Below are 25,293 nucleotides of genomic sequence, written 5' to 3' on the forward strand. Positions count from 1 at the left end.
GCCCGGTTACATTCCGAACCCGGAAGCTAAGCCTCACAGCGCCGATGGTACTGCAGGGGGGACCCTGTGGGAGAGTAGGACGCCGCCGAACAATTCTTCGAGAGAAGCCCCCGCCGGGTGAACCGGACGGGGGCTTCTCTGTTGTATGGTCAACGTGCATTGTCGTCACACGGGACAGGAGGCCCCCGGGTGGAGGTCCAGGAGACGCGGGTCCAGACCGATCGCGTCCTCACCATCCCCAACCTGCTCAGCATGGGCCGGCTGGTCGGTGTACCGCTCTTTCTGTGGCTCATTCTGTGGCCGGTCTTCGACGGGCCCAACAATGACGGCTGGGCGCTGCTGATCCTCGCGCTGAGCGGTGTCAGTGACTACCTGGACGGAAAGCTCGCCAGGCGGTGGGGGCAGATCAGCCGGGTCGGGCAGCTGCTGGATCCGCTGGCCGACCGGCTCTATGTGCTGTCCACGCTGGTCGGATTGACCTGGCGTGAGATTCTGCCGTGGTGGCTGACGGCGATTCTGCTGGCCCGGGAGCTGTTTATCGCGGCGTTGCTGCCCATTCTGAACAGGCACGGTTACGGGCCGCTCCAGGTGAGTTTCCTGGGGAAGGCCGCGACCTTCAACCTGATGTACGCGTTTCCGCTTCTGCTGCTCGGCAGCGTGGACAGCTGGATCGCGCGGCCGGCCGAGGTGGTGAGCTGGGCCTTCATCTGGTGGGGAACCGTCCTGTACTGGTGGGCCGCGATTCTTTACGCGGTTCAGGCGCGGCAGATCGTCAAGGCGGGCCCGGCGGGCTCGGCGTCCGCAGTCTGAGACGTGATCTGAGAGAAGCCCCACGCTCCATCGGTGCGTCGGACGATATCTTCCGGGTAGAGAACCCTCTGGAACGCTTTGATGGACCTGCTGGTCCACCACCGCGAAGGAGGACGCACCCGTAATGAAAGCCGTTGTAATGGCAGGGGGCGAGGGCACTCGACTCCGCCCGATGACCTCCAGCATGCCGAAGCCGCTGCTTCCGGTCGCCAACAGGCCGATCATGGAGCACGTGCTTCGGCTGCTGAAGCGGCACGGCCTCTCCGACACCGTCGTGACAGTCCAGTTCCTGGCGTCGCTGGTCAAGAACTACTTCGGTGACGGCGAAGAGCTGGGCATGCATCTGACCTATGCCCACGAGGAGACGCCACTGGGCACTGCGGGGAGTGTCAAGAACGCCGAGGACGCGCTCAAGGACGACTCCTTCCTGGTGATCTCCGGTGACGCGCTGACCGACTTCAACCTCTCCGAATTGATCGACTTTCACCGCAGCAAGAACGCTCTGGTCACCGTCTGTCTCACCAGGGTGCCGAATCCACTGGAGTTCGGTATCACGATCACGGACGAGGAAGGGAGGGTCGAGCGATTCCTGGAGAAGCCGACCTGGGGGCAGGTCTTCTCCGACACGGTGAACACCGGTATCTACGTGATGGAGCCCGAGGTCTTCGACTACGTCGCGGCGGGTGAGTCCGTCGACTGGTCGAGCGATGTCTTCCCGCAGCTGTTGAAGGAGGGCAAGCGGGTCTACGGCTACGTCGCCGAGGGCTACTGGGAGGACGTGGGCACCCACGAGAGCTACGGCAAGGCCCAGGCGGACGTCCTGGAGGGCAAGGTCGACGTCGAGCTCGACGGGTTCGAGATCTCGCCCGGTGTCTGGGTCGCCGAGGGTGCCGAGGTGGACCCCGAGGCGGTGCTCCGCGGCCCGCTGTACATCGGGGACTACGCCAAGGTCGAAGCCGGCGTCGAGATCCGCGAGCACACGGTGCTGGGCAGCAACGTGGTCGTCAAGCGGGGCGCGTTCCTGCACAAGGCGGTGGTGCACGACAACGTGTACATCGGGCCGCAGAGCAATCTGCGCGGCTGCGTGATCGGGAAGAACACCGATGTGATGCGGGCCGCGCGGATCGAGGACGGGGCGGTGATCGGGGACGAGTGCCTGGTCGGCGAGGAGTCGATCATCGGGGCGAACGTCCGGGTCTATCCGTTCAAGACCATCGAGGCCGGCGCCGTCGTCAACACCTCGGTGATCTGGGAGTCGCGCGGCCAGGAGCACCTCTTCGGGCTCCGCGGCGTCTCGGGGATCCTGAACGTCGAGATCACCCCGGAACTGGCCGTCCGGCTGGCGGGCGCCTACGCGACGACCCTGAAGAAGGGGGCCACCGTCACCATTGCGCGTGACCACTCGCGTGGTGCGCGTGCGCTCAAACGGGCGATGATTTCGGGGCTTCAGACCTCCGCGATCGACGTCCGGGACCTGGAGAACGTGCCGATGCCGGTGGCCCGGCAGCACACGGCGCGGGGGAGTGCGGGCGGGATCTTCCTGCGGACCACGCCGGGAGTGCCGGACTCGCTGGACATCCTCTTCTTCGACGAGCGCGGGGCGGACCTGTCCCAGGCCGGGCAGCGCAAGCTCGACCGCGTCTACGCGCGCCAGGAGTACCGGAGGGCCTTCCCCGGCGAGATCGGGGACCTGACCTTCCCGTCCAGCGTCTTCGACTCCTACGCGGGCAACCTGCTGCGGACGGTGGACACCACCGGGGTCCGGGAGGCCGGGCTGAAGGTGGTCGTGGACACCGCGCACGGCAGCGCCGGCCTGGTTCTGCCGAGCATCCTCGGCCGGCTCGGGGTGGAGGCGCTCACCGTCTCCAGCGGGTTGGACGAGTCGCGGCCGACCGAGGACGCGGAAACGCGGCGGGCCGGGCTGGCCAGGCTCGGCGAGCTGGTGGCCTCCTCGCGGGCGGCCTTCGGGGTTCGGTTCGACCCGGTCGGTGAGCGCGTCGCGTTCGTGGACGAGCTGGGCCGGGTGATCGACGACGACCGGGCGCTGCTGGTGCTGCTGGACCTGGTCGCGGCCGAGCGGCGCAGCGGTCAGGTGGCGCTGCCGGTGACCACGACCCGGATCGCCGAGCAGGTCGCCGCGTACCACGGCACCCAGGTCATCTGGACCACGACGACGCCGGACGACCTCGCGAAGGCGGCCTCCGCCGAGGGCACGGTGTTCGGCGGGGACGGACGCGGTGGATTCGTGGTGCCCGAGTTCAGCGGTGTGCTGGACGGGGCCGCGGCCTTCGTCCGGCTGGTGGGCCTGGTCGCCCGGACCCAGCTCACGCTGAGCCAGATCGACGCGCGGATCCCGCAGGCGCACATCCGGCGCCGGGACATCGCGACGCCGTGGGCGGCCAAGGGCATGGTCATGCGCTCGGTGGTGGAGGCGGCCGGCAGTCGGCGACTGGACACCACCGACGGTGTCCGGGTGGTCGAGGCTGACGGGCGCTGGACGCTGGTGCTGCCGGACCCGGCCGAGGCGATCACCCACCTGTGGGCGGAGGGCCCGGACGACGAGGCGACCGAGGCGCTGCTGGACGAGTGGGCGGCGGTGGTCGACGGCGCAGGGCGGTGACGGCCGGGGGCTGAGAACGGAGTCCCCTGATCGGCGGGGCGCGCGGATTCGTCCGTGCGCCCCGCTGTCCGTTTTCACCTCATTCGGAATGGTCCGTCACTTTCCGTCATGTGTGCAGCGTGTGTGCAGCTCAGGGGCCGTGCACGGTCCCCTCCGCCGTCATGGGACGATGGTTTCCATGCCAGCGATGCCGACGCCGAGTGCCCCGAACGGGCGGTACAACCGCCCGGACGCCTCGATGTCCCTGCTGACCAACGTGATGGACCACAGCCTGGACGAGGGATACGCCGAGGCGGCCGCGGCCCGTGGTGGTGCCCGCGACAGCCGGATACCCGGGACCTTGCGGGGGCTGCTCACGCTGGGCGCCGGGCTGGCGCTGGTCGGAGCGGTGGTGACGGTGGGCGCGGTGAACGCGCACAAGGCCGAGCCGACGCTGGCCAAGGAACGGGACGCACTGATCCAGCGGATCAACGACAGCAACAGCTCGGCCGACCACCTGCAGAAGCAGGTGCAGGAGCTGCGGCGCAAGGTCGACGGCACGCAGCAGCAGGCGCTGGCCTCGGCGGGGGACGGCGACCCGGGTGGTCTGACCGGTGTCGTGGGGCTGGGGGAGGTGACCGGTCCGGGCGTGAAGCTGGTCCTGGAGGACGCCGCGGGGACGGGTGTCGGGGGGAACGTCGACCCACGGGCCGGGCAGGGCTTCTCCAACAGCGGCCGGCTGCGGGACCGCGATCTGCAACTGGTGGTGAACGGCCTCTGGGGATCCGGGGCCGAGGCCGTCGCGATCAACGGCCAGCGGCTGACGGCGCTGTCCGCGATCCGGGCCGCGGGCGAGGCGGTGCTGGTGGACAACCGGCCGCTGGTGCCGCCCTACAACATCCAGGCGATCGGGGACGGACCGAAACTCCTGGCGGCCTTCGAGAACGACATGGCCGGGCAGTACCTGCGGCTCCTGCAGGAGAGGTACGGCATCAAGTCGACGCTCTCGACACAGAAGAGCATGACGCTGCCGGCGGCGGTGGGGGTGACGTTGCGGACCGCGCAACCCGTGACGCCCGAGCCCTCGCCCGCGGCGACGCCGCCGGCCGGCCAGGCTCCGAGCGGCAGCCCCTCGGCCGGCCCGGGAACCTCCCCGAGCCCGAACGCGTCCGTCTCACCATCGGCCCCACCGAGCCCTTCAGCATCCGCGACCAGTGGCGGTGCGCCCGCCAAGCGGCGGCCGTCCACCGGAACCGCCAAGACCACGACAGCGACAGGAGCAGCCAGACCGTGATTGCCGTACTGGGTCTTGTGATCGGGGTGGTCGTCGGTCTCTTCGTCCAACCCGAGGTGCCGGACGCCGTCGTGCCCTACCTGCCGATCGCGGTGGTCGCGGCGCTGGACGCGGTGTTCGGCGGCGTCCGGGCGATGCTCGACGGGATCTTCAACGACAAGGTGTTCATCGTCTCGTTCCTGTCGAACGTGGTGGTCGCGGCACTGATCGTCTTCCTCGGTGACCAGCTGGGCGTCGGCTCCCAGCTGTCCACCGGCGTGGTCGTCGTCCTCGGCATCCGCATCTTCTCCAACGCGGCCGCGATCCGGCGCCATGTCTTCCGTGCCTGAGCAGGGCCGCAAGGCGGCGGAGGAGGAGAAGGAGCGGGAGGCCGTGCCGGCCGAGCCGGCTGTCGAGCGGACGACCGCGGAGAAGGCCGACGAGGTGCCCGAGCCCGAGCCCGGAACGGGCGAGGAGGCCGTGCCGGACGGGGTCGTGGACGCCGAGGAGGCTGTCGAGCAGGCCGATGAGGCCGAGACGGCGGCGGAGAGCCCGGCCGGGGAGAAGTCTGACGCTAAGGCTGAGGTTCAGGCCGACTCCGGGCCTGGACCTCAGCCTGAGCCGACGCTCCGGCTCCTGAAGTCGGCTCTGCCGGGGCAGGGGCCGAAGCAGCCCGCGCCGGAACCCGAGCCGAAGCCGGAGCCGAAGCCGGAGCCGAAGGCCGAGCCGGACACGGAGGCGGCTGTCGGGTCGACGCCCGCGCCGGAACCCGAACCCGAGCCCGAGCCCGAGCCCGAGTCGGCGGAACTCGTCCAGGAGCGGCCCGGCGGGGACCGGGACTCCGGGCGGCGGCGCCTGAAGGCGGCGCTGTGGCCGCCGCGGTTGTCGCGCGGTCAGCTGGTGGTGGCGCTGCTGCTGTTCTCGCTCGGCCTGGGGCTCGCGATCCAGGTGCGCTCGACCAACGACCACCACAGCCAGCTGCGCGGGGCCCGCCAGGAGGACCTGGTCCGGATCCTCGACGAACTGGACAGCCGTCAGCAGCGTCTCCAGCAGGAGAGGGCGGAGCTGGAGCAGTCCCTGGCGAAGTTGGAGAACAGCTCCAACCAAGCCAAGGAAGCCCAGGAGCAGACCAGGAAGAAGGTGACGGAACTCGGTGTTCTCGCCGGTACCGTCAAAGCCACCGGCCCGGGCATCGTACTCACGGTCGATGATCCCCAAGGGCAGGTGAAGGCAGATATGCTGCTGGACACCCTGCAGGAACTTCGAGCGGCGGGGGCGGAGGCGATTCAGATCAACGATGTGCGCGTGGTGGTCAACACCTACTTCACCGACCTGTCGGGCGGTGGGGTGCAGATCGACGGGAAGAAGGTCTCGCAGCCCTATCGGTTCACCGTCGTGGGGAACCCGCAGGATCTGACGCCCGCGCTGAACATCCCGGGAGGCGTCGTCCGCACGCTTGAGAGCCACCAGGCGCGGGCGACGATCACCCAGCAGCAGAAGGTGGTCGTCGACGCCCTCGTGGATCCGAAGACGCCGCAGTACGCCAAGCCGGCTTCGAAGTGACGAGGCGCCCGACGAACGGCCCGTCACGGGCGGGCGGCACCCGGTGCGGGGCGCCGCCGTCACGTGGGCGAGACTGGTTCGCGCCAGTACGTTCCGCAGCAACAACCGCCGCACCAACCGTCGGAGTACCACTCCAGCGGGCCCGAGCCGCAACCGGGCTCGCGGCCTGTCCGAGGTTCTCACCCTGCCCCGCGGGCGGGTCTGTCACACGCAAGGGGATTCGCCCGTGAGTTTCTTCTCGAAGTTGTTCGGTCGCAACAAGAGCCGTGACGCGGCCGCCGTCGAGGCGCCGACCGCGCGGCACCGGCGGCCTGAGGACGAGCCCGCCGTGCCGGGCATGCGACCCGCGCCCGAGGCCGCGCCGTACGGCGGCCAGCCGATGTTCCGGGACGGCGCCGCCGCCCAGTACGCGGGGAATCCGACGGGCTACGGCGCGTCGGTTGACCCCTCCGGCGACCCGCGCATAGGTTTCCCGTCAGCACCCTCAACCTCTGGTGGAGGGTTTGCTCCGGACCCGTACGCCGGGCACAACCCGTCGGGTGTGCCGCGCCAGGAGGCTGTGAACATGGCTGGCCCCACTCCGTGCCCCAGGTGCGGCAACCAGAACCCGGCCTCGGCCCGGTTCTGTTCCAACTGCGGTACGGCCCTGCGCGGCGGCCTGCTCCCGGAGGGGGCGGCGGAGACCACGTCGACCATCTCCATCTCCGGCCTGGAGTCGTACGACCCCACCACCACGACCGGCACCGGCACCACGCCGGCCCTGTCGGCCGAGGTGCTGTCCGCCATCGACGCGCTGCCGCCGGGCTCGGCCCTGCTGATCGTCCAGCGCGGCCCGAACTCGGGCAGCCGCTTCCTGCTGGACTCGGACGTCACCACGGCGGGGCGTCACCCGCAGGGTGACATCTTCCTGGACGACGTCACGGTCTCGCGCCGTCACGTGGAATTCCGCCGCACCCCGGCCGGCTTCAGCGTCGCGGACGTGGGCAGCCTCAACGGCACCTACGTGAACCGGGAGCGGATCGACGAGGTGTCGCTGAACAACGGCGACGAGGTCCAGATCGGGAAGTACCGGCTGGTGTTCTTCGCCGGCCACAACCGGGGGTACTGAAACCAACGTCGGCAGGAGCCCGAGTGAATACGAATACCCCTTCCTCTTCTCTCGGGGCGGCCACCCCACCCCCGTCCGGTCCGCAGGCGGACCGCGGCGGGCGCGGGGTGGTCGCGGGCCCCAGGCAGCCGGTCCGGACGGAGCGGCCCGCCGGGCGGCGGCGCGGCGGTGACGAACTGCTGAGCATCGGCGCGGTGCTGACCTTCCTGCGCGACGACTTCCCCGAGGTCACCATCTCCAAGATCCGCTTCCTGGAGGCGGAGGGGCTGGTCGAGCCGCAGCGCACGCCCTCGGGGTACCGCAAGTTCAGCCCGGCCGACGTCGAACGGCTGGCCTACGTCCTGCGGATGCAGCGGGACCACTACCTGCCGCTGCGGGTGATCCGCGAGCACCTGGACGCCATCGAGCGCGGCGAGAGCCCGCCCGCGCTGCCCTCCGCGGCCGACACCCGGCCCGGGCCGATGGAGGAGGCGGACCGCGAGCTGGTGGCCTCCGCCGAGGTCCCGTCCGGGGTCCGGCTGGGGCGCGCCGAGCTGCTGGCCGCCGCCGAGGCCGGCGAGCGGGAGCTGGCCGAGTGGGAGTCGTACGGCCTGGTCGCCCCGGGGCCGGACGGCGGGTACGACGGCGAGGCGCTGCAGGTGGCCCGGCTGGTCGCGGAGCTCGGCCGGTACGGACTGGAGCCACGGCACCTGAGAGCCATGAAGGCGGCGGCCGACCGCGAGATCGCGCTGGTGGAACAGGTGGTGGCGCCGTTGCGCCGGCACCGGAACCCGCAGACCCGGGCGCACGCCGAGGCGACCGCGCGGGAGCTGGCGACGCTGTCCGTCCGGCTGCACGCGGCCATGGTCCAGGCCGGCCTGCGGACCCGCGGGTAGCGGTCGTGGCGGCCTGCGGGTGCCCGGTGCACCGCGCTGACCAGCGGCGTCGGCTCTGCGCTTTCATATCCGGGACCGGAGCCATAGGGTTGCCTGTGTGAATGAGCTCGACGTCGTGGGTGTCCGAGTGGAGATGCCTTCCAACCAGCCGATCGTGCTGCTGCGGGAGGTCGGGGGAGATCGCTACCTGCCGATCTGGATCGGCCCCGGCGAGGCGACCGCGATCGCCTTCGCCCAGCAGGGCATGACGCCGGTGCGCCCGTTGACGCACGACCTGTTCAAGGACGTCCTGGAAGCGCTCGGCCAGCAGCTCACCGAGGTGCGGATCACCGATCTCCGGGAGGGCGTCTTCTACGCCGAGCTGGTCTTCGCCGGCGGGGTCGAGGTGAGCGCGCGGCCGTCCGACGCGATAGCGCTGGCCCTGCGGACCGGCACGCCCATCTACGGGAGCGAGGAGGTGCTCGCCGAGGCGGGCATCGCGATCCCGGACGAGCAGGAGGACGAGGTCGAGAAGTTCCGGGAGTTCCTCGACCAGGTCTCGCCCGAGGACTTCGGCGGTGGCGGCCCGCAGTAACGCGGCCCGGTGGTGGGGCAGATCGGCGCGCCGTTTTGCCAAAAACCGTCCATCTACCCACACTAGGGGCACGAAAAACCACTCTCCTGAGTGAGGTGGTTTATCCGGCCCGGCGTGGCGATCGTTGACGGGTCATAGGGGACTGCCTACCGTCAGGAGTGGCTGTCCGGGTGGCCGATGCCCGCAGTCGGATCGCCCGCAGCACAAGTGGACGGAGGCAGGCATGAGCAGCACCGGCGATGACGCGGCCCTGGGAGGCCTTTGCGCCGTGCACGTGCCGCGCACCGCTCGCACCGTCGCGGACGTCCCCCGGGTGGGCAGGTTCCCGGCCGTGCAGCCGGGCCAGCCGGCCATCGAGCGGCTGGCCCCGACATCCGAACTGCTCGGCTTCCGCGGCCCGACGGCCTGCGCGGCGGCCGGCATCACCTACCGCCAGCTGGACTACTGGGCCCGCACCGGACTGCTGGAGCCCAGCGTCCGGACGGCGTACCCGGCGACCAGCCAGCGGCTCTACAGCTTCCGCGACATCCTGCTGCTCAAGATCGTGAAGCGGCTGCTCGACGCGGGCGTCTCGCTGCAGAACATCCGGGTGGCCGTCGCCCATCTGCAGGCGGCCGAGCAGGCCGAGCAGGCCGACCTGGCCGGGATGACGCTGATGTGCGACGGCGCGACGGTGTACGAGTGCACCACGCCCCAGCAGGTGGTGGATCTGCTGAAGGGTGGTCAGGGGGTCTTCGGCATCGCGGTGGGAGCGGTCTGGCAGGAGCTGGAGCTCACCCTCGGGCGGCTGCACGCCGAGCGCACCGACACCGGCGAGACCCTGGTCGGCAACGACCCGGCCGACGAACTCGCCCAGCGGCGCAACCGGGCGGTCTGAGTACCGATTCGACGGGGCCGCGGGCCCGGACGGGGAACCGTTCGGGCCCGCGGCCTCGTCGTGTTGCCTGGTAACGCGAGCGAGGGAGGGCACGTGGGGGTCGGCACCGGGATATCGGGGCTGCTGCGGCGCAGGGCCGGGCTGCTGCGGACACGGCTGCGCCGGCGCAGTACGCAGCGCAGGGTGTTCCAGGTGGGCACCGTGCTCTGCTCGCTGGCCTTGGCGCCCAGCGCCTGGCTGTGGCTCTCGGCGAGCGACCGGGTGGGCACGGTGGAGAGCGCGCCGTCCGCGCCCGTCGCGGTGGTCTTCGGCGCCGGGCTGGACCAGGGCAGGCCCACGCCGTACCTGGAGCACCGGCTGGTCGCCGCGGTGGACCTGTACCGGGAGGGGAAGGTGCAGGCGATCCTGGTGACCGGCGACAACGGGCGGGTCGAGTACGACGAGCCCGACGCGATGTTCACGTACCTGACCGAGCACGGGGTGCCGGCCGGGCGGGTCGTCCGCGACTACGCGGGCTTCGACACCTGGAACTCCTGCACCCGGGCGCACCGGGTCTTCGGGGTGGACCGGGCGGTGCTGGTCAGCCAGGACTTCCACGTCCGGCGGGCGCTGGCGCTGTGCGAGGCGGCGGGCATCCGGTCGTACGCGGTCGGGGTGCCGGAGCTGCACGACGAGACCTGGCTGTACGGCGGGCTGCGGGAGGTCGCGGGGGCGGGCAAGGCGGCGGTCAACGTCTGGCTGCGGCCGGACCCGGTGTTCCTCGGGCCCAAGGAGGACGGCATCCCGAAGGCGTTGGCGGACGCCGCGAAGAAGTAGCTGTCCGGGCCGCGGCCTCCTCCCCGGGGCGGGCACCGGCCGGGTTCGTACGCACTGTCGGACCCGTACGCGATGATCTGCGGGTGCGATCTCTGCCGAGCATCATCCACCTCGACATGGACGCCTTCTTCGCGGCGGTGGAGCAGGCGGCCAAACCGAGCCTGCGCGGCAAACCGGTGATCGTCGGCGGGCTCGGCGGGCGCGGGGTGGTCTCCACCGCCTCGTACGAGGCGCGGAAGTTCGGGGTGCACTCGGCGATGCCGATGGCGCAGGCACGCCGGCTCTGCCCCAACGCGGCCTTCCTGGCCGGGCGGTTCGAGGCCTACCGGTACGTCAGCGACATCGTGATGGGCCTGCTGCGGGAGCTGTCGCCGCTGGTACAGCCGCTCAGCCTGGACGAGGCCTTCGTGGACCTGGAAGCCGGTCCGTACGGCCCGGTACTGGCGGAGGCCGACCACGAGACCGGCGAGCGGCTGGTGCTCGCGCTGGCGGAGGACCTGCGGGCGGACATCCTGCGGCTGACCGGGCTGACCGGCTCGGTCGGGGCGGCCGGATCCAAACTGATGGCCAAGATCGCCTCCGAGCAGGCCAAGCCGGACGGCCTGGTGCTGGTCGAGCCCGGGCAGGAGCGGGCCGTCCTCGGGCCGATGCCGGTACGGGCACTGCCCGGGATCGGACCGGCCACCGAGCAGGTGCTGCGGCGGGCCGGGCTGACCACGGTGGCCGACCTCGCGGAGGCGGGGGAGGCGGAGCTGGTCCAGCTGCTCGGACGGGCGCACGGCGCCGGCGTCCACCAGATGGCGACAGGGCTCGACGAACGGCCGGTGGTGGCCGACCAGGACGCCAAGTCCGTCTCGGTGGAGGACACCTACGAGGTGGACCTGGCCGACCGGGAACGGGTGCTGCGCGAGGTGGAGGCGCTGGCCGCCCGGTGCGTGCGGCGGCTGCGGGCGGCCGGGCGTTCGGGGCGGACGGTCGTGCTCAAGGTGCGGCGGTTCGACTTCTCGACGCTGACCCGCTCGGAAACGCTCGGCGGGCCCACGGACGACGAGGCGGTGATCACCGCGACCGCGCGCCGGCTGGCCGAGCAGGTGGACATCACCGGCGGGGTCCGGCTGCTCGGCGTGGGTGTCGCCCAACTCGCCGACTACACGCAGGAGGACCTGTTCGCGCAGGCCCTGCGGGAGGAGGCGGCGGAGCACGCGGAGGAGCAGCCCGAGGCCGAGGAGGCCGAGGAGGAGCCGGACGCCGTCCGGGTGCGGCGCTGGCTGCCCGGGCAGGACGTGCGGCACGCGGAGTTCGGGCCGGGCTGGGTGCAGGGCAGCGGCGTCGGCCGGGTCACCGTGCGGTTCGAGACGCCGTGGAGCGAGCCGGGGCGGGTACGGACCTTCGCGGTGGACGATCCGGCGCTGGAGCCGTCCCGGCCGCTGCCGCTGCGCCGGGGGGCGGACGCCGACGCGGGCGAGGGGGACGGGGAGGGGGACTGAGACACGAAAACGGCCCCACCCGGTGGGGAAGTACCGGGTGAGGCCGCATCACCGTGCCGGACCTCGTGCGTTCGTGATGCCCTCGCGACGTACGGAGGCCCGGGGCCCCGCGCCCTGTCCCTGAGCGCGGGGGCCGGACGCCCCGTCAGGCGTCGGTCTTGACCAGCTTGTCGCTGGAGTCCTGCTGGGCCGCGCCGTCGATGACAGCGGTGGCGGGCTTGACGGTGCGGATCAGGAACGGGACGACACCGGCGATGATGCAGACCACGGCCGCCGTCCAGAACGCGTGCTTGAAGGCGTCCAGAGTGGGCAGCGAGAGCGGGATCTGCGGCGGCAGCTTCATGGTGTCGCCGGTCAGGATGGCGGCCATGACGGCGGTGCCGATCGCGCCACCGACGGTCCGCAGCACCGAGTTCATGCCGTTGGCGATGCCGCTCTGCTCGACCGGGACGGCGCCGTTGATGTAGGCCGGCATCGCGGCGAACGCGAGGCCGACGCCGAGGCCGAAGATCGCCGAGGCGGTGTAGAGGTCGCCCTCCTGGCTGTGCCGCAGGGCCAGGTAGGCCATCGCGACGGCGCCGAGGACACCACCGAGGACCAGCGGCAGGCGCGGGCCGCGGCGGGCGATCAGCAGGGCGCCGACCGGGGCGGCGACCATCGAGCCGATCGCGGACGGCAGGAGCATGACACCGGCGTGCAGGACGGTGGCGGTGAAGCCGTAGTGGGTCAGCTTCTCCGGGGCCTGGGCGAAGTTGCTGATGACCATGAAGGAGCCGTACATGCCGAAGCCGATGAGCAGGCCCGCCATGTTGGTGAAGGCCACGGCCGGGCGGGACATCATCTTCATGTCCACCAGGGGGTGCGCGACCTTGGTCTCGATGATGCCCCAGCCCAGGGCCACCACGGCGGCGACGGCGAACAGGCCGAGGGTCTTGGTGGAGGTCCAGCCCCAGTGGTTGCCCTGGCTGACCGCGACCAGCAGCGCGGAGAGCCAGCCGGCCAGGGTGAGCGCGCCGAGCGGGTCGGCGCCGCCTTCCTTGTCGGTGACCGGGTCGGACGGGACGCGGAACGCGACCAGGGCGACCGCGATCAGGCCGAAGACCAGGCCCATCCAGAAGATCGACTTGTAGCTCCAGTGCTCCAGCAGGAGACCGGTGGCGACCAGGCCGAGGCCGGAGCCGACGCCCATCGAGGCGCTGATGGCGGCGACGCCGCCGGTCACCTTCTGCTTGGGCAGCTCGTCGCGGACGATGCTGATCGCCAGCGGCATGACGCCACCGCCGGCGCCCTGCAGGACGCGGGCGACGACCAGCCAGGTGAAGGAGTGGGTGCTGACTGCCAGGGCCGAACCGGCGACCAGGCCCGCCAGCGAGATCAGCAGCATCGGCTTACGACCCCGGAGGTCGCCGAAGCGGCCGAGCAGGGGAGTCAGCACGGCGGCGGACAGCAGGTTGGCGGTCATCAGCCAGGTGATGTTGGAGCCGGAGACGTCCAGTTCCTTGGCCAGCGAGGGCAGGATCGGGACGACCGCGGTCTGCACCACGCTGAACGACAGCATCGCCAGGATGAGGGCCGGCAGGACCCGGGCGCTGCTCTGCTTCTCGGCCGCGGTGGTGGGCTGGGGTGCCTCACTCACGGTTGCTTCCTCCCGTACATAGTGAATGAACTGAAGTAACCATGCAGGGAGATACTTCAGAGTGTCAAATATCGAGTGGTTAAGCTTTGGCAAAGGGGAAGAGTTCGGCGCCTGTGGCGGGGTGGGACGGGGTGTCGGCAAGGGCAGGGTGTCGGAAAAGGGGAAGGACCCCGGCCGTTGGTGGCCGGGGTCCTGGTGGGCGGTGGGTCAGGCGAGGGGGCGCAGGGCGGCGGGGCGGGAGGTGTCCGGGGCCGGTGTGCCCTTGGCCGGGGGTGCGCTGTCGTCGTGGACCTCGACCTGTTCGCGGCGGAGCTCCTCCCGGATCACCTCCTCGTCGGTGTAGCGCTCGACGACGAGGCGGACCCGCTCGATGGGGGCGAGGTACTTGCGGACCACCGGGCGCTCCTCGCGGAGGGTGACCTCCTCGACGGCCTCGGCGATCTCCTTCTCGGTGAGGGTGGAGCGCTCGGCCTCGCTGAGCGGCATCCGTTCGACCCGGACCCGCTCGCGGACCACCGGGACGCGGCGCTCGACCTGCTTGCTCGTCACGTACTTGCGCAGCTTCGCGGTGCCCACGGTGTGCCACTCGGTGGTGACGTCCAGCCGCTCCTCGCGGCAGGTGATCTCGACCGGGCCGCTGGGGGAGGACGAGGCGGCGTCCCCGGCGGGTGCCGGGGTGGTCGCTGCCGGGGTGGGCTGGCGCTTCGGCTCCATGACGGGCGCGGACGCCGGGGACATGGCGGCCGGCGCGGGAGCGCTGAGGGTCCGCATGTTGGCCTCCGAGGCGGTCTTGGTGTGGTTGATGACGGGCATGGCCGACGTGGTGGTCGGGCCGGGCTCGGGGGAGTGGGAGGCGAGCGGCTTGGCGGGCGTCATGGCGGCCGCGGCCGCCGGGGCTGGGGCCGGGGCGGTGCCGAAGTCGAGGTCGGGCTGCGCAGCCCGGCCGCCGTCCCCGTTCGCCGGGTGGCCGTTCGCCGGCCGGCCGGCCGCCGGGGTGTCGAGGCCGTAGTAGCGGTAGAGCTGGAGCTCCTGGGCGGGGGACAGGTGCTGGCCGACGCCGAAGTCCGGCGACTCCTTCACCAGTGACCTGTCGTAGGGCACCCGGAGCTCGTCGCCGGAGAACTCGCTCGTGGTGAGCGGGACGAAGGCGTCCCGGCCGAAGATGCCGGTCCGGACGGCGGCCCATTCGGGCCGGCCGGTGGCGTCGTCCAGGTACACCTCGTCGACCGTGCCGATCTTGTCTCCGTTGCGGTCGACCGCCTTGTGGCCGATGAGGTCCCGGGGGTCGATGTCGGTCTGCACTCTTTCCTCCAGTGCGCTGGGCCTGCGGAACTCCCGCAGGAAGGCGGCCGGGGCACCCGTCCCGTCCGCCACTTCACACCAAATGCCATGAATCGGACGGGCGCGACCGGGGTGCGCCGGACGGGCTGCGCGCTGGGCCGTCCGGGGGACGCGCGTAGACCTCGGGTGACCGGAAGCACCCGTGATCGAAGGGCCTCCCGCTGGTACCCTGGGCGGCGACCGCAGAGCCCGCTCGGGAGAGTCTCCGATAGCGAAAAGCGCTGGTCGGAGCGCCGAAGGAGCAACTCCTCCCCGGAATCTCTCAGGCATCCGTACCGTGTGGGGTAGGTCACTCTGGAAAGCAGGGCAGGAGCGTCGGCGCAGGAGCCGACGATCACCACCCTCACCGACGGTGCAAGCCGACGGAGCGCCCACAGCGCACCGTGCGGGCGAAGCTCTCAGGTCCCGATGACAGAGGGGGAGGCCTGACGGGTCCGTCCGCCAGGGCCGATCCGCTGCCCGCAGCGGGGAAGGCCGGCCGGCGTTCGGACCCCCGCCGGTCCGTGACCAGGAGGCCTCGACCACCATGAACGCCCAGCCGAACGCGGGACGCCCCACCGGCGCCTCGACCCTCACCGAGCTTGAGCTGGCCAGCCCCTTCGAGAACCGCCACATCGGCCCCGACGCCGCCGCGCAGGAGAAGATGCTGGCGTCCGTCGGCTACGCCTCGCTGGACGAGCTCGCCGCCACCGCCGTGCCCGAGGCGATCCGCTCCATCACCGGCCTGGACCTGCCCGCCGGCCGGACCGAGGCCCAGGTCCTCGCCGAGCTGCGCGAGCTGGCCGGCCGCAACCAGGTGCTCCAGCCGATGATCGGCCTGGGCTACTACGGCACCTTCACCCCGCCGGTGATCCTGCGCAACGTCATGGAGAACCCGGCCTGGTACACCGCCTACACCCCGTACCAGCCGGAGATCTCGCAGGGCCGCCTGGAGGCGCTGCTCAACTTCCAGACCCTGGTCTCCGACCTGACCGGGCTGCCGACCTCCGGCTCCTCGCTGCTCGACGAGGGCACCGCGGCGGCCGAGGCGATGGCGCTGGCCCGCCGCGTCACCAAGGTCAAGGGCGGCGTCTTCCTGGTCGACGCCGAGACCCTGCCGCAGACCATCGCGGTGATCAACACCCGCGCCGTGCCGACCGGTGTCGAGGTCGTCGTCGCCGACCTGTCCGAGGGCATCCCGGCCGAGATCGCCGAGCGCGGCGTCTTCGGCGTGCTGCTGCAGTACCCCGGCGCCACCGGTGTGGTCCGCGACCTCGCCCCGGTGATAGAGCAGGCGCACGGCCTGGGCGCGATCGTCGCGGTCGCCGCCGACCTGCTGGCGCTGACCCTCCTCAAGAGCCCGGGCTCGCTGGGCGCCGACATCGCCTGCGGCACCTCGCAGCGCTTCGGCGTGCCGATGGGCTTCGGCGGTCCGCACGCCGGCTACCTCTCGGTGCGCGCCGAGTACGCCCGCTCGCTGCCCGGCCGCCTGGTCGGCGTCTCCGTCGACTCCGACGGCAACCGCGCCTACCGCCTGGCGCTGCAGACCCGCGAGCAGCACATCCGCCGCGAGAAGGCCACCAGCAACATCTGCACCGCCCAGGTGCTGCTCGCCGTCATGGCCTCGATGTACGCCGTCTACCACGGCCCGGACGGCCTGGCCGACATCGCCCGCCGCACCCACCGCTACGCCGCCGCCCTCGCCGAGGGCCTGCGGGCCGGCGGTGTCGAGCTGCTGCACGGCGAGTTCTTCGACACCGTCACCGCCGTCGTCCCGGGCCGCGCCGCCGAGATCGCCGCCGCCGCCCGCGCCAACGGCATCAACGTGTACCAGGACGGCGAGGACCGGATCTCGGTCTCCGCCGACGAGACCACCACCCGCGAGCACCTGGCCGGCGTCTGGGCCGCGTTCGGCGTCCCCGCCGTCGAGGTCGCGGAGGCCGCCGAGACGCTGCCTGCCGCGCTGCTGCGCGACGACGAGTACCTGACCCACCCGGTCTTCCACAGCCACCGCTCGGAGACCGCCATGCTGCGCTACCTGCGCCGCCTGTCGGACCGGGACTACGCGCTGGACCGCGGCATGATCCCGCTGGGCTCCTGCACCATGAAGCTCAACGCGACCACCGAGATGGAGGCCGTGACCTGGCCGGAGTTCGGCCAGCTGCACCCCTTCGCGCCGATCGAGCAGGCCCAGGGCTACCTCACCCTGATCCGCCAGCTGGAGCAGCAGCTCGTCGAGGTGACCGGCTACGACGCCGTCTCGATCCAGCCGAACGCCGGCTCGCAGGGCGAGCTGGCCGGCCTGCTGGCCGTCCGCGCCTACCACCACGCCAACGGTGACACCCAGCGTGACGTCTGCCTGATCCCGTCCTCCGCGCACGGCACCAACGCGGCCTCCGCGGTGATGGCCGGCATGCGCGTGGTCGTGGTGAAGACCCTCGTCGACGGCGACGTGGACGTCGAGGACCTGAAGGCCAAGATCGAGCAGCACCGGGACAGCCTGTCCGTGCTGATGGTCACCTACCCGTCGACCCACGGCGTGTACGAGACCGAGATCACCACCATCTGCGCCATGGTGCACGAGGCCGGCGGCCAGGTGTACGTGGACGGCGCCAACCTGAACGCCCTGGTCGGCCTGGCCAAGCCGGGCAAGTTCGGCGCGGACGTCTCGCACCTGAACCTGCACAAGACCTTCTGCATCCCGCACGGCGGCGGCGGCCCGGGCGTCGGCCCGGTCGCGGTGCGCGCCCACCTGGCGCCGTACCTGCCGAACCACCCGCTGCAGCCGGAGGCCGGCCCGGCCACCGGTGTCGGCCCGATCTCGGCCGCGCCGTGGGGCTCGGCGGCGATCCTGCCGATCTCCTGGGCGTACGTCCGGCTGATGGGCGGCGAGGGCCTCAAGCACGCGACTCAGGTCGCGGTGCTGAACGCCAACTACATCGCCAAGCGCCTGGCGCCGCACTTCCCGGTGCTCTACACCGGCCCGGGCGGGCTGGTCGCGCACGAGTCCATCATCGACCTGCGCGCGCTGACCAAGGAGACGGGCGTGACGGTGGACGACATCGCCAAGCGCCTGATCGACTACGGCTTCCACGCGCCGACGATGTCGTTCCCGGTGGCCGGCACGCTGATGATCGAGCCGACCGAGTCCGAGGACCTGCACGAGATCGACCGGTTCTGCGACGCGATGATCGCGATCCGCGCCGAGATCGACAAGGTCGGCTCGGGCGAGTGGGCCGCCGACGACAACCCGCTGCGCAACGCCCCGCACACCGCCGCCGAGCTGGCCGGCGACTGGGCGCACGGCTACTCGCGGCAGGAGGCCGTCTTCCCGGCAGGCGTGAACCCGGCGGACAAGTACTGGCCGCCAGTGAGCCGGATCGACGGCGCGTACGGCGACCGCAACCTGGTCTGCTCCTGCCCGCCGCTGGACGAGTACGGCGTCTGACGGATCCGGGCGCGAGCCCGGTTCGGACCAAGAGGTGGGCCCCGGCGGAACGTTCCGCCGGGGCCCACCCGTCGTTCGTCGATGCGGCGGCTGCCCCCGCCGTACGGTCGGACCGGGCGGTCAGGCCGCGTGGGCGACGGGGCGGCGCGGGGCGATCACCCGGCCGTCGGGCAGCAGCTCTCCGGTGTCCTCGAAGAGCACGACGCCGTTGCAGAGCAGGCTCCAGCCCTGCTCCGGGTGGCAGGCCACCGAGACGGCCGCCTCGCGGTCCTCGGACTCGGCCGACGGGCACTCAGGACGGTGCTGGCACATGCGTACCCTCGCTTCGCTCTGCGATCCTCCCCGTGGTGCGGCCGCCGGAGGCCGGGGCGTCCGGAGCCGCCGCGGTAGTCGGATCCTGTCCGCACGCCGACCAGGTGTTGACCGGCGCTCAAGTGGGTAGGACAGGTGGTCCTTCCACGCTGGTTCCCAGTGTCGGCATCTGCGGACGCGCCCGCAGGGATTTCGTGACATGCGCCACAACTCCCGGGTAGAGATCACCCGTTCAGGTGGGGAAGCGGGAAATTCACGCACCGGTGGGTCAGCCGGGGCATGGCCCGATCGGGCCATGGTGGATGGCCCGTTCGGGTGGGCTCCGTTCGGGTGACCCGATTCCGGCCTCGACCCCGCCCTCGGCCTCGGTGTCGGCGGCGGTGTGCGGGGCGGCTGTGCGGGCGCGGCGAAGGGCCGCCGGTGGCCCGGCGGCCCGTACGGCGTGGACGGCTCAGGAGGAGCCGAGCAGCAGCGGCCTGGTGAGCGGGGCCCGGGCGAGCAGCGGCAGCAGTTCGGCGGCCGGGTAGGCGCGGTGCGCCGTAACGCCGAGCGGGGCCGGAGCGAGCGGGATCAGCAGGTCGGCGGCCGGCCGGTTGTCCGGGCTGTGCAGCCACAGGGCCGTCGCGTACTGGCCGGGGAAGGTCAGCAGGCGGGGCTGTTGGCGGATCCGGGAGGCCTGGGCGAGCTGCCAGGCCTCGCGCAGCGCCCGGACCGTCGAGTCCAGGTAGGGGCCGGCGGTGAAGTGGGAGAAGGTGTGACCCTCGATGCCCTGCACCACCTCGGCGGCGGCGGCCACGTCGGCGCCGTCCTTGATCAGGAAGCGCCACCCGGTGCGGCGGGCGGCGGGGAGCTCGGGGCGCGGGCCGTCCAGGACGTACACCGCGAGCGGATGCGCGGGGAGCAGTGGGCCGGCCGGATGACGCAGCGCTGCGGCGGCGGGCTGGCGCAGCGCGGTCTCCGAGTCGAGTGCGCCCAGGACCGCGCGCAGCGCGCTCGGCGGGGGCTGGGGGGTCTGCAGGGTCATGGCGGGGTCCGCCTCTCCAAGCGAGATCGGCGTGCGAGTGCGGCATACCGGCGTGGCGCGGTGCGTCATCGGTGACGGGGCCTGGCCGTGTCCGGTTGTGCAGGATCGCGGTGCCGGCGCGGCCGCCGCCGTCGACGAGGGCTCTCGATGCGGGAGCGGACCGGCCGGAGCGCTGTGCGAATTTTCATCGAACAGATGCGCAGGGTGATCTGTTTATCACAGGCGGTGGCGCCGAGCAAGTCTAGGGTTGCGCTGAATTTCCGTCAGTTGCCTTGCATTGCAAGCCATTCCAAGCATTCGGGTATCGATCTTCGAGGTGGGCATGATGCATGCACGGTCGGGCGGCCGGGTGGCTCGACGGGGTGGCTCAGGAGGAGGGGACCGTGGGCGAAAAGGTCGTGGCGACTCGGGCGGATCTGGCGGACCGGCAGCTGTACCGGCGCAAGCTCCAGTCCTGTCTCGACGCGCTGGGACGGATGCTGCGGGAGGACCGCTTCGACCGGCCGCGGGCGGTGATGGGGCTGGAGATCGAGCTCAACCTGGCCGACGAGCAGGGCCTGCCGGCCATGAACAACGCCCAGGTGCTGAGCGCGATCGGCTCCAGCGACTTCCAGACCGAGCTGGGCAAGTTCAACATCGAGGTGAACATCACGCCCCACCGGCTCTGCGGGCACGTCTTCGAGGAACTGCGCGAGGAGATCGACACCGGGCTGCGCTACGCGGACCGGCGGGCCGCCGAGGCGGGGGCGCGGATCGTCATGGTGGGCATCCTGCCGACCCTGGAGCACGCCCACACCGGGCTGGACTCGATGAGCCACAACCAGCGGTACACCCTGCTCAGCGACCAGATCCTGGCCGCCCGCGGGGAGGAGATCGCGCTGGACATCGAGGGCGTCGAGCACCTCCAGCTGGAGTCCATCACCATGGTCGCCGAGGCCGCCGCGACCTCGCTGCAGCTGCACCTCCAGGTGACGCCGGAACGCTTCTCCTCGGTGTGGAACGCCGCCCAGGCGCTCTGCGGGCCGCAGCTTGCGCTCGGCGCGAACTCCCCGTTCCTGTTCGGGCGGGAGCTGTGGCGGGAGACCCGCCCGGTGCTCTTCCAGCAGGCCTGTGACACCCGTTCGGCGGAGCTCAAGGCCCAGGGCGTGCGCCCGATCACCTGGTTCGGCGAGCGCTGGGTCGACTCGGCGTACGACCTGTTCGAGGAGAACCTGCGGTACTTCCCCGCGCTGCTGCCGATCTGCGACGACGAGGACCCGATGAAGGTCCTGACCTCCGGCGGTGCGCCCAAGCTCGCCGAGATGCGGCTGCACAACGGCACCATCTACCGCTGGAACCGGCCGATCTACGACGTCGCGGGCGGGGTGGCGCACCTGCGGGTGGAGAACCGGGCGCTGCCGGCCGGGCCGACGGTGGCCGACACGCTGGCCAACGCCGCCTTCTACTACGGCCTGGTCCGGGTGCTCGCCGAGCAGCCCCGGCCGGTCTGGACCCGGCTGCCGTTCGAGCGGGCGGACGAGAACTTCCGGCAGGGCGCCCGGTACGGCATCGACGCCGTCCTCCAGTGGCCGCGACCCGGCCGGGCCGGCCGCGGCGGCGGGCTGCAGACGGTCTCCGCCGTCGACCTGGTGCTGAACGAGCTGCTGCCGATGGCCTACCAGGGCCTCGACGAGTGGGGCGTGGAGCCCGCCGACCGGGACCGCTACCTGGGCATCATCGAGCAGCGCTGCCTGCGCCGCACCAACGGCGCGGCCTGGCAGAGCGCGACCTTCCACCGGCTGCGTGAGCGGTACGGGATGGACCGGCCGGCGGCGCTCGCGGCGATGACCCGGCGCTACTCCGAGCACATGCGCAGCGGGGAGCCGGTGCACACCTGGCCGGTCGGATAGGGCCTGTCCGGTGCACGCCCGGCCGGTCGGCCAGCCGGTGCAGGCCTGGCCGGTCGGCCGGCCGGGCGGCTGTGTCAGGATGATCGCTCCGGTCGGCCGACGGCCGGAGCGACCGCCCGTCCGCTGGAGCCCCCGTGACCGCCGTGCCGACCGCGCCGCAGACCGACCGGCCCACCCGCCGCCAGCTCGGCGTGGAGCTGCTGATCGTCCTCGGCCTCTCGCTCGGGGCCAGCGGGATCAGCGCGCTGATCAGCTTCGCGGGCTCGCTCACCGAACCGCTCAAGCTCGGCCAGCAGGTCGCCACGCTGAACGGATCGCGGGCGCCCGGGCGGCCCTGGCTGGACCTGGTGTGGCAGCTGTACTACATCGGGCGCGGGCTGATGCCGGTGGTGCTGGTCGGCTACCTGCTGGTGCGCGAGGGCGTCGCGCTGCGGGTGCTGGGCTTCGACCTCGGGCAGAAGCTGCGCGACCTGGGCCGGGGCGCCGCCGTCGCGGCCGCGATCGGCGGGTCGGGGCTGGCGCTGTACCTGGCCTCGCAGGCGGCCGGGTACAACCTGACGGTGGCGCCGTCCGGGCTGCCGGACGTGTGGTGGCGGGTGCCGGTGCTGGTGCTGTCGGCCTGGCAGAACGCGATCCTCGAGGAGGTCGTGGTCCTCGGCTACCTGCTGCGCCGGGTGGGGCAGTTGGGGTGGTCCTGGCCGGCGGCGCTGGCGGCCAGCTCGGTGCTGCGCGGCTCGTACCACCTGTACCAGGGGGTCGGCGGGCTGGTCGGCAACATGGTGATGGGGGCGGTGTTCTGCCTGCTGTACCGCCGCTGGGGGCGGGTGATGCCGCTGGTGGTGGCGCACGCGCTGATCGACACGGTGGCCTTCGTCGGGTACGCGCTGCTCGCCGGGCACGTCAGCTGGCTGCCGACCCCCTGAGCGCCGAGCCCCCGGACGGGAGTGCCTGGCCGCGCGGCGGGCGGGCGAGCAGCCGGTCGACGTGCCGGCGCTCCAGGCCCTGGCCCGGATCGATCGGCAGCAGCAGGCGGTCGCGCCGCCACAGCGACCTGCGGACCAGCCGGGCGGGGATGACGTCGTCCACCCAGGCGAACGGGCGGCCCCCGGCGTAGCGCAGCAGCGGGGCCCACTTGGCGGCGGAGAACAGCTCCATCAGCGGGACGCGCGGATCGCCGGGCTGCGGGACGTAGCCGCTGAAGCGGACCACCGGGAGCGGGTCCAGGCCGATCGCCGGGGCGATGTGGGTGTTGGCGTGCTCCTCCCAGGTGGTGGCCCAGACCAGTTCGTACGCTCCGGCCAGTTCGCGCAGCCACCGGCCGTGCCGACGGGAGAGCAGGACGGAGTAGCCGAACAGGGTGTGGGTGTCGAACCCGGCGTCCGGATGGGGGCAGACCGGGTTCAGGACCCCGTCGACGTCCAGGAACAGCAGTGGCTTCGGCACCGGTGGCCCCCCAAAGGCGGTGGTGTTGGCTATCTCTTCCGACGAACCACGCGTACCGGTGGTTGCTCACCGGCAGGCGCACGCGGGGCGCACAGGGCGCTCACGACGAGAGCGCGGGGTCGGTGGCGGGCACCGGTGCGTCGGTGGTGCCCCGGCGGCTCAGCCGGCGCACCTGCGGGTCCAGCAGGACCAGCGCGCTGAGCACCAGGCAGACGACCGCGCAGGTCCAGAGCGCGCCGCCGAGGCCGAGTGCCACGGCGGCCGGACCGGCCAGCGCGGTGCCGACGGGGGCCAGCGAGTTGGAGCCCAGCTCGTCGTACGCGGAGACCCGGGAGAACATCTCCTCCGGGATCTCCTGCCGCAGCGCGACCATCCAGTTGACGCCGAAGACGGTGACGCCGACGCCGGAGAGGAACATCGCGGCGATCAGCAGCGGCAGCGGGACGGCGGCGGCGAGGGCGAGCGCGGGCACGCCGAACAGGAACACGCCCCAGTTGCCGACCAGCAGGATCCGGCGCGGGCGCCAGCGCGCCATCAGCAGGCCGGTGGCCACCAGGCCGACGCCGTAGGCGGACATCGCCGCGCCCCAGGCGCCCGCGCCGCCGAGCCGCTCCTTGGCGACCGTCGGCCCGTACACCGACTCGACCGCGCCGACGCAGGCGACCAGGACGGAGAACTGCAGCACGATCACCCAGAGCCAGCGGCGGGAGGCGAACTCCCGCCAGCCCTCGCGCAGGTCGCGCAGCATGCCGGCGCCCGAGGGCGCGAGGGCCTGCTCCGGCTCCAGGAGGAAGCGCAGCGCGGCGGCGACCAGGAAGCAGAGGGCGTCCAGCGCGAGGACCCAGCCGGGGCCGATGGCGGCGGTGAGCGCGCCGCCGAGGGCCGCGCCGCCGATCTGGGAGGCGTTCTGGCCCATCCGGAACACCGAGAAGGCGTGGGCGGCGTGCTCCTGGGGGACGGCTTGCATGATCATGCCGTGGGAAGCCGGGGAGTAGAGGGCGTAGCCGGCGCCGCCGGCGGCGGAGAGCACCAGCAGGTGCCAGAGCCGGGCGTCCCCGGACAGGACCAGCGCGGCCAGGACGGCCTGGGCGGCGCCGCTGAAGAGGTTGGCGGCGACCATGATCCGGTGTCGCGGCAGGCGGTCGGCGAGGCCGCCGCCGAGGACCAGGAGCAGCACGGTGGGCACCAGGCGGGCGGCCGTGACGTAGCCGACCTCGGTGGTGCTGCCGCCGTTGCCGAGGACGGCGAAGGCGGTGGCGATGGGGGCGCCGGTGTTGCCGAGGCCGCTGATCACGGTGGCGGTGGTCTGGATGCGGAAGTTGCGGCTCGCCCACGCGAAGCGGCGGGGGTGCGGGGGTGGGGTCGGCACCTGGCGACTATGGCGGGAGTTCGTACAGGTGTCCATCCGGTTTCGGGCCGGGGAACGTCCGGCCGGCGTCCTCAGCCGAGGTGGCCCCGGAGGAAGGCGAGGGTGCGGCGCCAGGCGATCCTCGCCTGCAGCGGGTCGTAGGTGCCGATCAGGTTCTCGTCGTTCATGAAGGCGTGCCCGGCCGGGTAGAAGTGGATCTCGGGGCGGACGTCGGTGGCCTCGCCGATCCGGATCGCCGCCTCGTCCACCGTGGCCATCGGGATCGAGCCGTCCAACTCGCCGAAGTGGCCGAGGACGTGGGCGGTCAGGCCGCGGTAGTCGAAGTCGGGGTCGGGCGGGAGGCCGTAGAAGGGCACCACGGCGGCCACCCGGTCGCCGGCCCGGGCGGCCAGCAGCAGGGCGAAGCCGCCGCCCATGCAGAAGCCGACCACGCCGACGGAGTCGCCGACCACGCCGTCCAGCGCGAGCAGGTGGTCGACGGCCCCGGAGAGGTCCTCGACGGCCTGCTCGACCGGGAGTTCGCGCTTGAACCGGGCGGCCTCGGTGCGGTCGTGCGTGGTGGCGCCGCCGAAGAGGTCGGGGGCCAGGACGGTGAAGCCCTCGGCGGCGAAGCGGTCGGCCGTGGTGGCGATGTGCGAGGTGAGCCCCCACCACTCCTGCACGACCACCAGGCCCGGCCCGACGCCCTGCGGCGGGCGGGCCAGGTACCCGTGCGCGGTACGGCCGTTGCTCGGGAAGGTGACGTTCTGCCGGGAGCCGCCCTGGTCTGGCATGGCTTCCTCTCGGTGGGTCGGGCCGCGAGCGGTGGTGGGTCGGGCCGCGAGTGGCGGGGGATCGATGGGGCGTGCGGCGGGGGCCGGTGGGGGGGGG

The 25,293-nt window shown here is 72.1% G+C and carries 21 protein-coding genes, 1 rRNA gene and 2 riboswitches; of the genes, 15 read left to right on the forward strand and 7 right to left on the reverse strand.

Translation table 11 applies throughout. The annotated features are described in order from the left end of the window. From rrf to OP86_RS27810, 12 genes are all read left to right on the forward strand, one after another. A 5S ribosomal RNA gene (gene rrf / locus OP86_RS34015) occupies positions 1-91 on the forward strand; the annotation flags it as partial. Positions 92-189: 98 nt separating this feature from the next. Further along, positions 190-810, forward strand: coding sequence for a cardiolipin synthase ClsA (gene clsA, locus OP86_RS27760; RefSeq protein WP_030062485.1), 621 nt, complete (start codon positions 190-192; stop codon positions 808-810). A gap of 124 nt (positions 811-934) precedes the next feature. Continuing rightward, a complete protein-coding gene (locus OP86_RS27765) occupies positions 935-3,430 on the forward strand; it encodes a mannose-1-phosphate guanyltransferase (RefSeq protein ID WP_030062486.1) in 2,496 nt (831 codons plus the stop codon). A gap of 178 nt (positions 3,431-3,608) precedes the next feature. Then, positions 3,609-4,703, forward strand: a complete 1,095-nt coding sequence (locus OP86_RS27770; RefSeq protein WP_078588566.1) for a DUF881 domain-containing protein — start codon at positions 3,609-3,611, stop codon at positions 4,701-4,703. Beyond that, positions 4,700-5,032 carry a small basic family protein gene (locus OP86_RS27775; RefSeq protein ID WP_030062488.1) on the forward strand — a complete coding sequence of 111 codons (333 nt, stop codon included), beginning with the start codon at positions 4,700-4,702 and terminating at the stop codon, positions 5,030-5,032. The genes OP86_RS27770 and OP86_RS27775 overlap by 4 nt, the downstream gene beginning before the upstream one ends. A gap of 298 nt (positions 5,033-5,330) precedes the next feature. Continuing rightward, positions 5,331-6,245, forward strand: a complete 915-nt coding sequence (locus OP86_RS27780) for a DUF881 domain-containing protein (RefSeq protein WP_078588582.1) — start codon at positions 5,331-5,333, stop codon at positions 6,243-6,245. Positions 6,246-6,810: 565 nt separating this feature from the next. Next, complete coding sequence (locus OP86_RS39070; RefSeq protein ID WP_030256460.1) at positions 6,811-7,353, forward strand: double zinc ribbon and FHA domain-containing protein; 543 nt, start codon at positions 6,811-6,813, stop codon at positions 7,351-7,353. Between the two features lie 179 nt (positions 7,354-7,532). Further along, a complete protein-coding gene (gene ftsR, locus OP86_RS27790) occupies positions 7,533-8,228 on the forward strand; it encodes a transcriptional regulator FtsR (protein ID WP_033333699.1) in 696 nt (231 codons plus the stop codon). 97 nt (positions 8,229-8,325) lie between these two features. After that, on the forward strand, positions 8,326-8,802 hold the full coding sequence (locus OP86_RS27795; RefSeq protein ID WP_030062493.1) for a bifunctional nuclease family protein: 477 nt from the start codon (positions 8,326-8,328) through the stop codon (positions 8,800-8,802). Positions 8,803-9,025: 223 nt separating this feature from the next. Continuing rightward, positions 9,026-9,679, forward strand: coding sequence for a MerR family transcriptional regulator (locus OP86_RS27800; protein ID WP_030256464.1), 654 nt, complete (start codon positions 9,026-9,028; stop codon positions 9,677-9,679). Between the two features lie 93 nt (positions 9,680-9,772). After that, positions 9,773-10,495 (forward strand): SanA/YdcF family protein, encoded by a 723-nt coding sequence (locus OP86_RS27805; RefSeq protein WP_234434863.1) that lies wholly within the window; start codon positions 9,773-9,775, stop codon positions 10,493-10,495. A gap of 83 nt (positions 10,496-10,578) precedes the next feature. Then, positions 10,579-11,982 (forward strand): DNA polymerase IV, encoded by a 1,404-nt coding sequence (locus OP86_RS27810; protein WP_051830802.1) that lies wholly within the window; start codon positions 10,579-10,581, stop codon positions 11,980-11,982. A gap of 145 nt (positions 11,983-12,127) precedes the next feature. Here OP86_RS27810 and OP86_RS27815 read toward each other — a convergent pair whose 3' ends face one another. Beyond that, positions 12,128-13,618: an MFS transporter gene (locus OP86_RS27815; protein WP_078588568.1), complete on the reverse strand. Its 1,491-nt coding sequence runs from the start codon at positions 13,616-13,618 to the stop codon at positions 12,128-12,130. 207 nt (positions 13,619-13,825) lie between these two features. Beyond that, entirely contained in the window at positions 13,826-14,920 is a 1,095-nt protein-coding gene (locus tag OP86_RS35260; RefSeq protein ID WP_078588569.1) for a PRC and DUF2382 domain-containing protein, read from the reverse strand. A 223-nt stretch (positions 14,921-15,143) separates the two neighbouring features. Continuing rightward, a riboswitch (glycine riboswitch) is annotated at positions 15,144-15,247 on the forward strand. Between the two features lies 1 nt (position 15,248). Next, positions 15,249-15,381, forward strand: a riboswitch (glycine riboswitch). Between the two features lie 104 nt (positions 15,382-15,485). Here OP86_RS35260 and gcvP point away from each other — a divergent pair. Beyond that, on the forward strand, positions 15,486-18,386 hold the full coding sequence (gene gcvP / locus OP86_RS27825) for an aminomethyl-transferring glycine dehydrogenase (protein WP_030256470.1): 2,901 nt from the start codon (positions 15,486-15,488) through the stop codon (positions 18,384-18,386). 120 nt (positions 18,387-18,506) lie between these two features. Here the strand turns inward: gcvP and OP86_RS27830 are convergent, their stop codons facing one another. Continuing rightward, positions 18,507-18,698: a DUF5999 family protein gene (locus tag OP86_RS27830; protein ID WP_030256473.1), complete on the reverse strand. Its 192-nt coding sequence runs from the start codon at positions 18,696-18,698 to the stop codon at positions 18,507-18,509. Between the two features lie 451 nt (positions 18,699-19,149). Then, positions 19,150-19,722, reverse strand: a complete 573-nt coding sequence (locus tag OP86_RS27835) for a hypothetical protein (RefSeq protein ID WP_030060656.1) — start codon at positions 19,720-19,722, stop codon at positions 19,150-19,152. A 383-nt stretch (positions 19,723-20,105) separates the two neighbouring features. Between OP86_RS27835 and OP86_RS27840 the strand changes: the two genes are divergently transcribed. Beyond that, positions 20,106-21,611 carry a glutamate-cysteine ligase family protein gene (locus OP86_RS27840; RefSeq protein ID WP_030060657.1) on the forward strand — a complete coding sequence of 502 codons (1,506 nt, stop codon included), beginning with the start codon at positions 20,106-20,108 and terminating at the stop codon, positions 21,609-21,611. A gap of 134 nt (positions 21,612-21,745) precedes the next feature. Beyond that, the gene (locus OP86_RS27845) at positions 21,746-22,534 is read left to right on the forward strand and encodes a CPBP family intramembrane glutamic endopeptidase (RefSeq protein ID WP_051830804.1); all 789 of its coding nucleotides are present in this window, start codon (positions 21,746-21,748) and stop codon (positions 22,532-22,534) included. On the opposite strand, the gene OP86_RS34020 is transcribed toward OP86_RS27845, so the two are convergent. The 3 genes from OP86_RS34020 to OP86_RS27860 all read right to left on the reverse strand — a co-directional run bounded on the left by OP86_RS34020 (position 22,512) and on the right by OP86_RS27860 (position 25,196). Then, positions 22,512-23,054 (reverse strand): HAD domain-containing protein, encoded by a 543-nt coding sequence (locus OP86_RS34020; protein ID WP_051830806.1) that lies wholly within the window; start codon positions 23,052-23,054, stop codon positions 22,512-22,514. The two genes, OP86_RS27845 and OP86_RS34020, sit on opposite strands and share 23 nt — an antisense overlap. A 100-nt stretch (positions 23,055-23,154) precedes the next feature. Then, entirely contained in the window at positions 23,155-24,423 is a 1,269-nt protein-coding gene (locus OP86_RS27855) for an MFS transporter (protein ID WP_030060660.1), read from the reverse strand. 71 nt (positions 24,424-24,494) lie between these two features. After that, entirely contained in the window at positions 24,495-25,196 is a 702-nt protein-coding gene (locus tag OP86_RS27860) for a dienelactone hydrolase family protein (RefSeq protein ID WP_030060661.1), read from the reverse strand. Positions 25,197-25,293 lie beyond the last annotated feature (97 nt).

It is taken from the genome of Streptomyces novaecaesareae, assembly GCF_000716875.1.
Classification (GTDB): domain Bacteria; phylum Actinomycetota; class Actinomycetes; order Streptomycetales; family Streptomycetaceae; genus Kitasatospora; species Kitasatospora novaecaesareae.

Excerpts from the sequence above, each read along its gene's own strand:
- OP86_RS27765 (WP_030062486.1), top strand. The coding sequence starts at position 935 with ATGAAAGCCGTTGTAATGGCAGGGGGCGAGGGCACTCGACTCCGCCCG.
- OP86_RS27770 (WP_078588566.1), top strand. The coding sequence starts at position 3,609 with ATGCCAGCGATGCCGACGCCGAGTGCCCCGAACGGGCGGTACAACCGC.
- OP86_RS39070 (WP_030256460.1), top strand. The coding sequence starts at position 6,811 with ATGGCTGGCCCCACTCCGTGCCCCAGGTGCGGCAACCAGAACCCGGCC.
- OP86_RS27800 (WP_030256464.1), top strand. The coding sequence starts at position 9,026 with ATGAGCAGCACCGGCGATGACGCGGCCCTGGGAGGCCTTTGCGCCGTG.
- gcvP (WP_030256470.1), top strand. The coding sequence starts at position 15,486 with ATGAACGCCCAGCCGAACGCGGGACGCCCCACCGGCGCCTCGACCCTC.
- OP86_RS27830 (WP_030256473.1), bottom strand. The coding sequence starts at position 18,698 with ATGTGCCAGCACCGTCCTGAGTGCCCGTCGGCCGAGTCCGAGGACCGC.
- OP86_RS27835 (WP_030060656.1), bottom strand. The coding sequence starts at position 19,722 with ATGACCCTGCAGACCCCCCAGCCCCCGCCGAGCGCGCTGCGCGCGGTC.
- OP86_RS27860 (WP_030060661.1), bottom strand. The coding sequence starts at position 25,196 with ATGCCAGACCAGGGCGGCTCCCGGCAGAACGTCACCTTCCCGAGCAAC.